At 70.9% G+C, this 13,650-nt stretch carries 8 protein-coding genes; 5 read left to right on the top strand and 3 right to left on the bottom strand.

Annotated features, from left to right (window positions below):
• Positions 1–3 precede the first annotated feature (3 nt).
• Positions 4–2,496 carry a glycoside hydrolase family 2 protein gene (locus Ato02nite_RS38130; protein WP_246607930.1) on the top strand — a complete coding sequence of 831 codons (2,493 nt, stop codon included), beginning with the start codon at positions 4–6 and terminating at the stop codon, positions 2,494–2,496.
• Here the strand turns inward: Ato02nite_RS38130 and Ato02nite_RS38125 are convergent.
• Positions 2,483–5,131, bottom strand: coding sequence for an MFS transporter (locus Ato02nite_RS38125; protein WP_246607929.1), 2,649 nt, complete (start codon positions 5,129–5,131; stop codon positions 2,483–2,485). The two genes, Ato02nite_RS38130 and Ato02nite_RS38125, sit on opposite strands and share 14 nt — an antisense overlap.
• Positions 5,132–5,176: 45 nt before the next feature.
• Positions 5,177–6,058, bottom strand: a complete 882-nt coding sequence (locus Ato02nite_RS38120) for an SDR family oxidoreductase (RefSeq protein ID WP_213011552.1) — start codon at positions 6,056–6,058, stop codon at positions 5,177–5,179.
• Positions 6,059–6,141: 83 nt separating this feature from the next.
• Here Ato02nite_RS38120 and Ato02nite_RS38115 point away from each other — a divergent pair, with 83 nt between their 5' ends.
• Positions 6,142–6,705: a TetR/AcrR family transcriptional regulator gene (locus Ato02nite_RS38115; RefSeq protein ID WP_213011551.1), complete on the top strand. Its 564-nt coding sequence runs from the start codon at positions 6,142–6,144 to the stop codon at positions 6,703–6,705.
• Between the two features lie 122 nt (positions 6,706–6,827).
• Here Ato02nite_RS38115 and ilvD read toward each other — a convergent pair whose 3' ends face one another.
• Entirely contained in the window at positions 6,828–8,675 is a 1,848-nt protein-coding gene (gene ilvD / locus Ato02nite_RS38110; RefSeq protein ID WP_213011550.1) for a dihydroxy-acid dehydratase, read from the bottom strand.
• Positions 8,676–8,776: 101 nt separating this feature from the next.
• On the opposite strand from ilvD, the gene Ato02nite_RS38105 reads away from it, so the two are divergent.
• The 3 genes from Ato02nite_RS38105 to ilvN all read left to right on the top strand — a co-directional run bounded on the left by Ato02nite_RS38105 (position 8,777) and on the right by ilvN (position 13,635).
• A complete protein-coding gene (locus tag Ato02nite_RS38105) occupies positions 8,777–11,140 on the top strand; it encodes a putative bifunctional diguanylate cyclase/phosphodiesterase (protein ID WP_246607928.1) in 2,364 nt (787 codons plus the stop codon).
• Between the two features lie 153 nt (positions 11,141–11,293).
• Positions 11,294–13,120 (top strand): acetolactate synthase large subunit, encoded by a 1,827-nt coding sequence (locus Ato02nite_RS38100; RefSeq protein WP_213011549.1) that lies wholly within the window; start codon positions 11,294–11,296, stop codon positions 13,118–13,120.
• The gene (gene ilvN, locus Ato02nite_RS38095) at positions 13,120–13,635 is read left to right on the top strand and encodes an acetolactate synthase small subunit (protein ID WP_030436185.1); all 516 of its coding nucleotides are present in this window, start codon (positions 13,120–13,122) and stop codon (positions 13,633–13,635) included. Before Ato02nite_RS38100 ends, ilvN begins: the two co-directional genes overlap by 1 nt.
• Positions 13,636–13,650 lie beyond the last annotated feature (15 nt).

The following is a 13,650-nucleotide window of genomic DNA, read 5'->3' as shown; positions in this document are numbered from 1 at the left end:
ACAGTGAAACCCCTGCACGAAGGCTGGACGATCTCCGGCGGTGAGGTGACCGATCTGCCGGCGACCGTGCCCGGATGCGTGCACACCGCGCTGCTCGCCGCCGGCCGGATCGACGACCCGTACCTCGACGAGAACGAGACGAAGCTGGCCTGGATCGGGCGCACCGACTGGTCCTACTCGACGACCTTCACCGCCGACCTCGGCGCACCCCGGCTCGACCTGGTCTGCGCCGGCCTCGATACGGTCGCCGAGATCTTCCTGAACGGCGAGCCGGTCGGCCGGACGGCCAACATGCACCGGGGCTACCGCTTCGACGTCCGGCCCTTCGTGCGGGCGGGCACCAACTCCCTGAAGATCAAATTCAACAGCCCCTACGCGTACGCCGAGGAAGTGCGCGCAAAGCTGGGCGACCGGCCGAACGCGTACCCCGAGCCGTTCAACTTCATCCGCAAGCAGGCCTGCAACTTCGGCTGGGACTGGGGTCCCACCCTGGTCACGTCCGGCATCTGGCAGCCGATCGGCCTGCACCCCTGGTCGGTGGCCCGGCTCGCCGAGGTGCGGCCGCAGGTGACGGTGGCGCCGGACGGAACCGGCCGGGTCGAGGTGCGGGTGCGACTCGAGCGGGCGGCCGAGGAACCGGTGACCATCACCGCTGCGCTCACCCGCGGCGGAAAACCGATGCAAACCCGTTTCGAGGCCGCCGGCTGCCGCGCCCAGGCCACCGTCGACGGCATCGAGGCGCTGCTCATCCTCACCGTCGACGAGCCGTCGCTGTGGTGGCCGCGCGGCTTCGGCGAGCAGCCTCTCTACGACCTCGATGTCGCTCTTCAAGCCGGCGGCGAAACGCTCGACTCGTGGCACCGCCGTGTCGGTTTTCGCAAGGTGCGCGTCGACACCGCCGGCGACGCGTTCACCCTGCACGTCAACGACGTACCGATCTTCGTGCGCGGGGTCAACTGGATCCCCGACGACGTGTTCGCCGACCGGATCACCCGCGCGCGGCTCCGGGACCGCTTCGTCCAGGCGGCCGACGCCAACGTCAACTTCCTCCGGGTGTGGGGCGGCGGCCGCTACGAGTCCGAGGACTTCTACGAGCTGGCCGACGAGATGGGCTTCCTGGTCGGCCAGGACTTCCTGTTCGCCTGCGCCGCGTACCCCGAGGAGGAGCCCCTTTCCGCCGAGGTCGAGGCCGAGGCCCGGGAGAACGTGATCCGGCTCAGCTCGCACCCCAGCCTCGTCCTGTGGACCGGCAACAACGAGAACATCTGGGGCCACGAGGACTGGGACTGGAAAGCCCCGCTGGCCGGCCGCACGTGGGGCGCCGGCTACTACTTCAAACTGCTCCCGCGCATCGTCGCCGAGCTCGACCCGTCCCGCCCCTACTGGCCCGGCAGCCCGTACTCCGGCGTTCCGAACCGCCACCCCAACGATCCGGCGGCCGGCACCACCCACATCTGGGACGTGTGGAACACCGACGACTACACGAAGTACGCCGCCTACCGCCCGCGCTTCGTCGCCGAGTTCGGTTTCCAGGCCCCACCGGCGTACGCGACGCTTCGCCGCGCCCTGTCCGACCAGCCCCTGGCCCCCGACTCACCCGGCATGGCCCACCACCAGAAGGCCATCGGCGGCGACCAGAAACTCGAACGCGGCCTGGCCAACCACCTGCCCGCCCCGCGCGACTTCGACGACTGGCACTACCTGACCCAGCTCAACCAGGCCCGGGCGGTCGCCTTCGGCATCGAGCACTTCCGCTCGCTGCGTCCACTGTGCATGGGTAGCATCATGTGGCAGCTCAACGACTGCTGGCCGGTGACATCCTGGGCCGCGGTCGACGGCGACGCGCGCAAGAAACCCCTGTGGTACGCCATGCGCGACGCATACGCCGACCACCTGCTGACGCTGCAGCCCCGCACCGCGGCGGCCCCCGTCCCCGGCGGCCCCGACCCGGTCCCGACCGGCGAGGTCTTCACCCCCGAGGGAGCCCCCGCCCTGGTAGCGGTCAACGACGGCGCCGAGCCGTGGACCGTCGCCGCCACCGTGACCCGCCGCAGCCTTTCCGGCGACGTCCTGGCCGCGTCCTTCCTCAACGCCACGGTCGCCCCGGGCAGCGCGGTGACCATCCCACTCCCCGCCGACCTCACGACGCCGAACGACCCCGCGACGGAGCTGGTGCTCGCCGAGTCCGACGACGACCGAGCGTGGTTCTTCTTCACCGAGGACAAGGACATCACCTGGCCGCCCCCGGCCTACGAGACGTCGGTGGCCCAGGACGACGAGTCCACAAAGGTCACCGTGACGGCACGGTCGATCCTGCGCGCACTGACCCTCTACCCCGACCGCCTGAACCCGTCGGCCGAGACCGACAGATCCGGAGTAACCCTGCTCCCCGGCGACACCGTCACCTTCACCGTCACCACCGACCAGCCACTCGACGAGAAGGCCCTCACCACCCGCCCGGTCCTGCGCTGCGTCAACGACATCACCGACCTCTGACTCCACCCGTAGCTGCCGCGTCCGCGTACGCGCGTGGGGTGCCGAGCAGGATGTCGTGGTCGGTGTGGTCGCCGGTCATCTCCACCCTGGTCGCCACCGGGGCGTGGCCGCTCGCGGCGATCGTGTAGACGCCCGGCGGGAGGTCGTGCAGCTCGTAGCGACCCTCACCGTCGGTCGTCGTGGAAGCGGAGACCTCGCCCAACTCGTTGACCGCCACCACCGAGGCCTCGGGGATCGCACGGCCCGAGGAGGCGGCCCGCACGATGCCGGTGAGCGTGCCGCCGATCGTCAGGACCAGGTCGGCGTGGCGGGACCGGCCGGGGAAGATGATCCGGGTGGCCGGACGGGCGTGCTCGGCGGTGGCGGTGAGCATGTAGTCCGTCTCGTCCAGGCCGGACAGGCGGTAGCGACCCTCGGTGTCGGTGGTCGCGGTGGCCACCACGGCGCCGGACAGGTCGGTCAGGGTGACCGTGGCGCCGACCACCGGGCGGTCCCGGCGGTCGGTGATGCGGCCGTCGACGTGGCTCGCGGCGGCCAGCGACAGCACCCGGCGGATCTCCCCGGAGCCGGCGTTGATCAGGACCGCGGCCGGCTGATGGTCCTCCGCCGCGCAGATCAGCATGAACGTGCCACCGCGCGGCAGCGACAGCCGGAACTCCCCGTCCGCGCCGGTGGTGGCGTGGGCCACGTGCCCGCCCTCGAAGTCGGCGACCGTCACCGTGGCGCCGCCCAGGACGCTGCCTTCGGCACTGTCGATCCGCCCGCCGACGACGACGGCGGAGGCAGAGCGGTGTTCGGCGTGAGTCGGCATAACGGTCGGCTCCGAGGAGGACGAGCCGGCAGCCGCAGGCGTGGCGGCCTCCGGCATGGCAGCGGACGAAGTCGCGGCGGCAGCCGCGACGGGAGACGTGGCGGTGGATGCGGGCGCGGCGCCGGACGCGGTTGCGGCACCGGAGACTGCCGTGCTGCCAGACGCCGGCTCGGGGCCGGCCGCGGGTGCGGCCGTGGTGACGGGCGCCGGGCCGGGTGCGGAGCGGGTGGCCGGGGTGGACTTGGCGGGCAGCGCGACCTGGGGCAGAAACAGGAACAGGACGAACGCCACGACCAGGATCGCGGCGGCCAGCAGGAAGATGTGGTCCATCGCGGTGGAGAAGCCGGACTGGAACGGGCGGGTCAGCGCCGGCGACGCCCTGGCCAGGAACGACGTGTCGTCCAGGGTGGCCGTGCCACTGCCCTGCAGCATGGCCAGCAGTGGCCTGTTGGCGGGCAGCGCGGCCAGCGCCGGATCGGCCAGCGCGCGGCGGGCGGTGTCGGTGGCGAAGGCTTCCGCGATCCGATCGCCGACCGTGCCGAACAGGATGGAGAGGAACACCGCGGTGCCCGCGGTCGCGCCCATCTGGCGGAAGAACGTCGCCGACGCGGTGGCCACGCCGATCTCCGACGGGGCCATCGCGTTCTGCACGGCCAGGGTGATCGGCTGCAGGACGAAACCCAGACCCAGACCGAAAACCCCCATGAAGAGACCGGTACGCCAGTACGGGGTGTCCACGCCGAGCGTCGCCAGCAGCAGCAGGCCGGCGACCATCAGGAGCGCGCCGAGAACGGGGTACGGCTTGTACCGGCCGGTGCGGCTGATCAGCCGGCCGGAGACGAGCGAGCCGAGCATGATGCCGGCGGTCAGCGGCAGCAGCTGCAGGCCCGACTCGGTGGGTGTCGCGCCACGGGTGATCTGCAGGTAGAGCGGCAGCAGGGCGAGCCCGCCGAACATGCCCATGCCGATCACGAAGCCGCCGGCCGAGGTGAGCGCGAAGGTGCGGTTGGTGAAGAACCGCAGCGGGATCAGCGCCTCCTCCTTCATCTGGGCCTCGACCAGCAGGAACGCCAGCAGGCCGACCCCGCCGACGGCGAAGCAGGCGACCGAGCGCAGGTCGTTCCAGCCCCAGGCACGACCCTGTTCGGCCACCGTGAGCAGGGGCACCAGGCAGACGCAGATGGTGACCGCGCCCCACCAGTCGATCCGGTGGTCGCGGCGCTTGTGCGGCAGCCGCAGCACGCGCGCGACGACCAGCAGGGCGACGATGCCGATCGGCACGTTGACCAGGAAGACCCAGCGCCAGCCGGCGATGCCGAGGATCTCGTCGGCGCCGGCGAAGAAACCGCCGACGACCGGGCCGAGCACGCTGGACATGCCGAAGACGCCGAGGAAGTAGCCCTGGTAGCGGGGGCGGTCCCGGGCCGGCACGACGTCCGCGATGATCGCCAGTGCCAGCGAGAAGAGGCCGCCGGCGCCGAGCCCCTGCAGGGCCCGGCAGCCGGCCAGCGTGTACATCGAAGTGGCGAACGAGCAGGCCGCCGAGCCGATCACGAAGATGGTGATGGCGGCCAGGAAGAAGCGCTTACGGCCGTAGATGTCGGAGAGCTTGCCGTACAGCGGGGTGGAGATGGTCGCGGTGATGAGGTACGCCGTGGTCACCCACGCCTGCATCGACAGCCCGTGCAGGTCGTCGCCGATGGTGCGGATGGCCGACGCCACGATGGTCTGGTCGAGGGCCGCGAGGAACATGCCGAGCATCAGGCCGGCGAGCACCTCGAGGATCTGGCGATGACCGAGCTGCGGTGATTCATCAACGCTCACTACTCCGCAACGATGCATCGTGCCGGGAGGTTGCCCGGCCGGGCCTCAGCCGGTGTACGCCCCGGCGTCGAGGTCCTGCAGAAGGCTCGGCCCGGTCGGCTTCCAGCCCAGCGTGCGCTGGGTGTATTCGCTGGTGACCGGAGCGTCCATGGCGATGAACATGGCCAGCCACTCGAAGTGCTCGGCCGGCACCGACCTGACCGGCAGATCGAGCGCCCGGCCGATCGCCTCGGCGATCTCCCGGGTCGGCACCCCCTCGTCGGCGACGGCGTGCCAGGACGTGCCGGCCGGGGCCTGCTCGACGACGAGCCGGACCAGGGCAGCGGCGTCCGACACGTGGACGGCCGGCCAGCGGTTGCTGCCGTCGCCGGGGTAACCGCTGACGCCGTTGCGGCGGGCGATGTCGACGAGGAAGGCCATGAAACCGTAGTCGCCACGGCCGTGCACGGTGGGCGCGAACCGGACGACCGCCGAGCGCACGCCGCGGTCGGCGTAGGCGAGCGTGGCCGCCGCGTTGGCACTCCGCGGGTGTGCGGCCGGGTTGGGCTGGTCCTGTTCGGTGGCGAACCGGCCGGTGGCGAGGCCGACCACGCCCGATGCGATCACGAGCGGCTTGCCGGTGCCCTCGAGGGCGTCGCCCAGCGTGGTGATCGCGGCGGTGTCGGCGCGGGCTCCCTCGGCGATGCCGGCCGGGGAGAAGTCGTGCTTGTAGCCGAGATGGATCACGCCGTCCGCCTCGGTGGCGGCGGCGCGCAGGCCGTCGAGGTCGTCCAGATCGCCGCGGCGGACCTCGGCGCCCGCGGCTTCGAGCTTGGCGGCGGACTCGTCCGAGCGGGCCAGTCCGACCACCTGGTGGCCGGCTTTGAGCAGCTCGGCGGTGGTGGCGGAGCCGATCCAGCCGGATGCGCCGGTGACGAAGATGCGCATTGCAACCTCCAGTGATGTCACTTGATGACATCGAATACGCTAGCACGAGTGATGTCATCCGGTGACATGACTAGAATCATGTGGTGGCAAGGTGGCAGGAAGGCGCGGCGGGTCGTCTCCAGGAGGCGGCGCTACGGCTCTATGCGGAGCGCGGCTACGAGCAGACGACGGTGGCCGACATTGCGAGCGAGGCCGGGGTGACCGCCCGCACGTTCTTCCGGCACTACGCCGACAAGCGTGAGGTGCTCTTCGCCGGCTCCGAGCGGCTGCGCGACGGCATGCTCGAAGCCCTCGACGCGGTGCCGCCCGCGGCCGGCCCGATGGCGGCGGTCGCGGCCGCGCTGGACGCCTCGGCCGTGCTCCTGGGCCGCGATCACGCGCACTCCCGCACGCGAGGTGCGGTGATCAGCGCGAACGCCGAACTCATGGAGCGCGAGCTGATCAAGATGGCCACGCTGGCCGCCGCCATGGCCGACGAACTGCGCAAGCGAGGCGTTCCGGCCGGTGACGCGAGCCTGGCTGCCGAGGCCGGCGCCGTGGTGCTGCGGGTCGCTTTCGAGCAGTGGCTGAACGGCCCGCCCGAAGCATCCCTGCGCGACCTGATGCGCGCGACGATGGCCCGCCTCCCGCAGGTAGCGGCGCCCTGAGGGGTGACCACCGGGGCCGGGCCGGAAGCTGCCGACGGCCCGAGCCAGGCACCTTGCTGGTGCCTGGCTCGGGTTCGGGTGTCTTGCGGTTGTGGGAGGCGATGCCCGTATTTATATGGTTTTTATTCGGGCACGCGGCGGTAGGCGCCGTCGCTGGCGCTGGTGGCCATCGAGGCGTAGGCGCGCAGCGCCGCCGAGACCGGGCGGGTGCGGTCGACCGGGGTGTACGGCTTCGGGCGACGCTCCTGCTCGTGCCGGCGCTGGGCCAGGGTCTCGTCGTCGACGTGCAGCGAGATGCTCCGGCCCGGGATGTCGATGGTGATCTCGTCGCCGGTCTCCACCAGGGAGATCAGGCCGCCGGACGCCGCCTCGGGGGAGACGTGGCCGATGGACAGGCCGCTCGTGCCGCCGGAGAAGCGGCCGTCGGTGATCAGCGCGCACGCCTTGCCGAGGCCGCGGCCCTTCAGGAAGCTCGTGGGGTAGAGCATCTCCTGCATGCCGGGGCCGCCGCGCGGGCCCTCGTAGCGGATCACCACGACGTCGCCCTCGACCACCTGCTTGCCGAGGATGCCGTCGACCGCGGCGTCCTGCGACTCGAAGACGCGGGCCGGGCCGCTGAACTTCCACAGGCTCTCGTCGACGCCGGCGGTCTTGACGACGCAGCCGTCGGGGGCGAGGTTGCCGAAGAGGATGGCCAGGCCGCCGTCGACCGTGTAGGCGTGGTCGACCGCGCGGATGCAGCCGTTCTCACTGTCGGTGTCGAGCGTCGCCCAGCGGTTCTCCGTGCTGAACGGCTGGGTGGTGCGGACGCCGCCGGGGGCCGCGTGGAACAGCTCGAGCGCTTCCGGGCTGGGGTTTCCGCTGCGGATGTCCCATTTGTCGAGCCAGCTCGGCAGGTCGGGCGAGTGGACGCTGCGCACGTCGGTCTTGAGGGAGCCGCCGCGGTAGAGCTCACCGAGCAGGGCCGGGATGCCGCCGGCCCGGTGCACGTCCTCCATGTGGTACTTCACGCTGTTCGGGGCAACCTTGGACAAACACGGCACCCGGCGGGAGATCGCGTCGATGTCCGCCACGCTGAAGTCGAGCTCGGCCTCCCGGGCCGCGGCCAGCAGGTGCAGCACCGTGTTGGTCGAGCCGCCCATCGCCACGTCGAGGGCCACCGCGTTCTCGAAGGCGCTGCGGTTGGCGATGTTGCGCGGGAGCACGCTCTCGTCGTCGTTCTCGTAGTACTGCTTCGCGATGTCGACGATCAGCTCGCCGGCCCGCTCGAAGAGCGCCCGGCGGGAGGCGTGCGTGGCCAGCGTCGAGCCGTTGCCGGGCAGCGCCAGGCCGATCGCCTCGGTGAGGCAGTTCATCGAGTTGGCGGTGAACATGCCGGAGCAGGAACCGCAGGTGGGGCAGGCCGACCGCTCGATGGTGCCGAGCTGCTCGTCGGTCACGTTCTCGTTGGCCGACGCGCTCATGGCGTCGATCAGGTCGAGTTTCTCGTGCACGATGCCCTCGATCGCGACCGTCTTGCCGGCCTCCATCGGGCCGCCGGAGACGAACACCGTCGGGATGTTGAGCCGCAGGGCGGCGATCAGCATGCCGGGAGTGATCTTGTCGCAGTTCGAGATGCAGACCAGGGCGTCGGCGCAGTGCGCGTTCACCATGTACTCCACCGCGTCGGCGATCAGCTCACGGCTGGGCAGCGAATAGAGCATGCCGCCGTGGCCCATCGCGATGCCGTCGTCGACGGCGATGGTGTTGAACTCGCGCCCGACGCCGCCCGCCTCGGCGATGGCGTCGGCGACGATGCCACCCATGTCTTTGAGGTGCACGTGCCCGGGTACGAACTGGGTGTAGCTGTTGGCAATCGCCACGATGGGCTTGCCGAAGTCGTCGTCGGTCATCCCGGTGGCGCGCCACAGGGCACGCGCGCCGGCCATGGTGCGACCGTGGGTCGAGGTCCGGGAACGCAGGTCAGGCATCCCCTCAGTGTGCCACCGCCGTCTCCGTCAAATGCCAGTCGCGTCCACTGCGCGGGATTTCGGGGCTCCCTATTCGGAGCGAGATCGGGCACAGTGTTCCCGTGCAATCACCGTCCGGCGTGGAGCTGGCCGGGCTGGCCGGTCTCCTGATCGCCGTCCCGGCCGTTGCCCTGCTGGGCAATTCCGGCCGCCGGCACACCGGAGCAGCCCGCCGGGCACACCTCATATTGGCCCTCGGCGGGGCCCTGGCCACCGCGGCGGCCCTCGCGGGGGTGCTCAGCGCCCTGATCACCGACGCTCCGGTGCCCCGGGTCAGCCTCGGCTCGGCGGTGGCGCTCGGCACCGCGATCGGCACGCTTCTTCTACTCATCGGCACGGCCGTGCTGCCCGGCGCGGCGGAGAGCCCGGGCGCGGCCCTGCGCCACCTGATCGACGGTGTGGTGATCGCGGCGGCCTTCTGGTTCGTCGGGTGGGTGCTGCTCACCGAGCCCACCCGCCTGCTCGGCGACGCCACCCCGATGGCCTGCCCGTCGATCCTGGTCCCGGCCGGGCTCGCGGTCATCTCGCTGGGCCTGACCATCGTGCTGGCCCTGCACGCGCACCGGCCCCGCCTCACCACCGTGCGGGTGGCCGGCGGCGTGACCCTGGTGGCCGCCGCGGCGGTGGCCCTGGGCGGCGGCATCTGCCAGGACCGCGACGTCGACGTGCTGTGCGGCGCGCTGCTGCTGCCCGGCGGCCTGTTCGTGATCGCCCGGGCGGTGAAGGTGGCCGACCGGCCGGTCGAGGTGGTCGGCGACGTCAGCGAGCGCGGCACGGCGTACGCGGTGGTCCCGATGATGGCCATGGTGGCCGCCCTCGGCTGGCACCTCTTCCAGGGCGGCAAGTTCGGCTTCTACGCCTTCCTGGGCGGAAGCGTGGAGGGCTTCGCGCTGGTCGCCCGGCAGTACCTCGCGCTCGGCGACGTCCGGCGCTACACCCTCAAGCTGCGGCAGAGCGAGGCGCACTTCCGCGAGCTGGCGCACACCGATCCGCTCACCGGCCTGGCCAACCGGCGCGGCCTGCAGCGGGCGCTCAAGGAGTGCCACGGCCCCGAGCAGCCGCTGGTGCTGGTCGGCATCGACCTCGACGGCTTCAAGACGGTCAACGACATGCGCGGGCACGACGTGGGCGACGCGGTGCTGGTCGAGGTGGGTGAGCGGCTGCGCCGCAACCTGCTGGCCGGTGACGTGGCGGCCCGGCTCGGCGGCGACGAGTTCGCGATCCTCATGCACGGCACGGCCGACGAGGCGACGCTCACCGCGCACCGGCTGCTGGCCGTGCTGGGGGAGCCCTACGAGGTCGACGGCATCTCGGTCTTCCTGTCCGCCAGCCTCGGGGTGGCCGAGGGCCTGTCCGAGGCCGGCGAGCTGATCCGCGACGCCGATCTCGCCCTGCGCTATGCCAAGCAGCGCGGTAAGAACCGCGTCGAGCGCTACCAGGTCCGCTACGACGAGCTGCTGCGCCGCCGGGGCACGCTGGAGAGCGAGCTGCGGCACGCGATCGACCGCGAGCAGCTGCGCCTGGTCTTCCAGCCGGTGGTGGCGCTGCCGTCGATGCGGCCGGTCGGCGCCGAGGCGCTGCTGCGCTGGCACCACCCCACGCTCGGCGCGGTGCGGCCGGACGAGTTCATCCCGGTGGCCGAGGACTCCGGGCTGATCAACCGGATCGGTTCGTGGGTGCTCGACAACGCCTGCAAGCAGCTCGCCGACTGGCTCGCCAAGGGGCACGACGTCTGGGTGTCGGTCAACCTGTCGCCCAAGGAGCTGCACGCGGCCGACTACGCCGGTCAGGTCGCCGACGTGCTGGCCGAGCACGGCGTGCCCGCCCAGCGCCTGGTGCTGGAGGTCACCGAGCACGCCGTCGCCACCGACATGGAGGAGCTGATCGGCCGGCTGACCGAGCTGCGCGCGACCGGGGTGCGGATCGCCCTCGACGACTTCGGCGCCGGCTACTCGTCGCTCGGCCAGCTGCGCACTCTTCCGGTGGACATTCTCAAGATCGACCACGCGCTGGTGGCCGAGCCCGAGTCGCGCACCGGCGAGGCCGCGCCACTGGTCGACGTGGTGGTCCGGCTCGGACACCGGCTCGGGCTCGAAGTTCTGGCCGAGGGGATCGGCACCCCGGCTCAGCGGGCCGCGGTGGTGGAGGCCGGCTGCCGGCTCGGGCAGGGGTCGCTGTTCGGCTGGGGCGTGCCGGCCGAGCACCTCGAGGCACAGCTGGACGGACTGCGCACCGGCACCCGGCCGGTGCCGCAACCGCGCAACGAGCCGCCGAAAGGCGCCGCCGCGCGCAGCCAGGTGGTGTCGCTCGGGCCTGGAATGAAGCAGCTCAGGGCCGTTTTGCCGACGGATCCCGCGTTCGGGGCAATGGCGAGTGATCAAAATGTGGGATCAGTTGACTCGCCGAGTGAGATGGGGCAAGGTTAGGTCCATGTGCTTCGCGTCCCGAGTACTTAGTTGAGCGCACTCCTGCCGAGCTAACTGCGGTGAGGGTGCGCTAGGTCCCGTGCTTACAGCACGAGGGCCTTTTTTGTTGCTCAAAGTACGACTGGACGACCATCCCGAGAAGGTTCGATAGCCATGACGAGACCCACTCCCGAGACTCTCGCCCACCGAGCCAATCCGGCCACTGTCGCGGCCGCCAGCCCGGCCCCGGCCGTAGCCTCCCCGGTGCCCACCTCCGGAGCCGGCTCTCTAGTTCGGTCGCTCGAGGCGCTCGGGGTCGAGGTCCTCTTCGGCATCCCGGGTGGGGCGATCCTGCCGGCGTACGACCCGCTCTTCGACTCGAAGGTCCGGCACATCCTGGTGCGCCACGAGCAGGGCGCCGGGCACGCCGCCACCGGTTACGCGCAGGCCACCGGCAAGGTCGGCGTCTGCATCGCGACCAGCGGCCCGGGCGCGACCAACCTGGTCACCCCGATCGCCGACGCCTACATGGACTCGGTGCCGATGGTCGCGATCACCGGCCAGGTCGCCCGCCCGTCGATCGGCACGGACGCCTTCCAGGAAGCCGACATCCAGGGCATCACGCTGCCGATCACCAAGCACAACTTCCTGGTGCAGACGCCCGAGGAGCTGCCGCGGATCCTGGCCGAGGCGTTCCACCTGGCCGCCACCGGCCGGCCCGGCCCGGTCCTGGTCGACATCCCCAAGGACGTGCTGCAGGCACCGACCACGTTCACCTGGCCGCCGACCCTCGACCTGCCCGGCTACCGGCCCACCCTGCACCCGCACGGCAAGCAGATCCGCGAGGCGGCCCGGCTGATCGCCGCGGCCCGGCGCCCGGTGCTGTACGTGGGTGGCGGCGTGCTCAAGGCCGGTGCCACCGACGGGCTGCGCAAGCTGGCCGAGCTGACCGGCATCCCGGTCATCACCACGCTGATGGCGCTCGGCTCGTTCCCCGACTCGCACCCTCAGCACCTGGGCATGCCGGGCATGCACGGCACCGTCCCGGCGGTGTACGCGCTGCAGAAGTCCGACCTGCTGATCACCCTGGGCGCCCGCTTCGACGACCGGGTCACCGGCAAGCTGGACTCGTTCGCGCCGGACGCCAAGGTGGTGCACGCCGACATCGACCCGGCCGAGATCGGCAAGAACCGGCACGCCGACGTCCCGATCGTGGGCGACGCCCGGCACGTCATCGACGAGCTGATCGCCGCGGTGTCCGCCTCGGCCGGCGGCACCGCACAGTACGAGTCGTGGTGGGCCACCCTCAACGAGCTGCGCGAGCGTTACCCGCTGGGCTACGACGAGCCGACCGACGGCACCCTGGCCCCGCAATACGTGATCGAGCGGATCGGCGAGCTGGTCGGCCCGGACGCGATCTACGTGGCCGGAGTCGGGCAGCACCAGATGTGGGCGTCGCAGTTCATCAAGTACGAGAAGCCGGGCACCTGGCTCAACTCGGGCGGCGCCGGCACCATGGGCTACGCGGTTCCGGCCGCGATGGGCGCCAAGGTGGGCCGGCCGGACACGGCGGTCTGGGCGATCGACGGTGACGGCTGCTTCCAGATGACCAACCAGGAGCTGGCCACCTGTGCCCTGGAGGGCATCCCGGTCAAGATCGCCGTGATCAACAATGGCAACCTGGGCATGGTCCGGCAGTGGCAGACGCTGTTCTACGACGGCCGCTACTCCAACACCGAACTGGGCACGCACAAGCACCGCATCCCCGACTTCGTGAAGCTGGCCGAGGCGCTCGGCTGCATCGGGCTGCGGTGTGAGTCCAAGGACGATGTTGACAAGATCATCAAGCAGGCCATGGAAATCAACGACGCCCCCGTGGTCATCGACTTCACCGTCGGCAAGGACGCCATGGTGTGGCCCATGGTCGCGGCCGGCACGAGCAATGACGAAATCATGTTCGCCCGGGACGTGCGCCCGACCTTCGAAGAGGACGACCTGTAATGAACAAGCACACGCTGTCGGTGCTGGTCGAGAACAAGCCTGGGGTGCTCGCCCGGGTCAGCGGCCTCTTCTCCCGGCGCAGCTTCAACATCGACTCCCTGGCGGTGGGCGAGACGGAGAACCCGGACGTCTCCCGCATCACGATCGTGGTCAACGCCGACTCCTCACCCCTGGAGCAGGTGACCAAGCAGCTCAACAAGCTGGTGAACGTGCTGAAGATCGTCGAGCTGGACCCGCAGCAGTCGGTCCAGCGCGAGCTCCTGCTGGTCAAGGTGCGCGCCGATCGCGCGCAGCGAAGCCAGGTCCTCGAGACGGTCGAGCTGTTCCGGGCGAAGGTGATCGACGTCGCCCCGGACACCCTCACCATCGAGGCAACTGGTAACCCCGACAAACTGGATGCGTTGCTGCGCGATCTCGAGCCGTACGGCATCAAGGAGATGGTGCAGTCGGGCCTCGTGGCCATCGGCCGCGGCTCGCGCTCCATCACGACCGGCCCGGCGCTCCGCGCCGCTTAAATCACAGAGGGTAAG

This window comes from Paractinoplanes toevensis, assembly GCF_018332695.1.
Taxonomy (GTDB): domain Bacteria; phylum Actinomycetota; class Actinomycetes; order Mycobacteriales; family Micromonosporaceae; genus Actinoplanes; species Actinoplanes toevensis.
The sequence above is the reverse complement of the archived record's forward strand: the minus strand, read 5'-3'. Positions and strand labels throughout refer to the sequence as shown.

Bases quoted from the DNA above. Each gene is read 5' to 3' on its own strand.
- Ato02nite_RS38120 (WP_213011552.1), bottom strand. From the start codon at position 6,058: ATGCGCATCTTCGTCACCGGCGCATCCGGCTGGATCGGCTCCGCCACC.
- ilvD (WP_213011550.1), bottom strand. From the start codon at position 8,675: ATGCCTGACCTGCGTTCCCGGACCTCGACCCACGGTCGCACCATGGCC.
- Ato02nite_RS38100 (WP_213011549.1), top strand. From the start codon at position 11,294: ATGACGAGACCCACTCCCGAGACTCTCGCCCACCGAGCCAATCCGGCC.
- ilvN (WP_030436185.1), top strand. From the start codon at position 13,120: ATGAACAAGCACACGCTGTCGGTGCTGGTCGAGAACAAGCCTGGGGTG.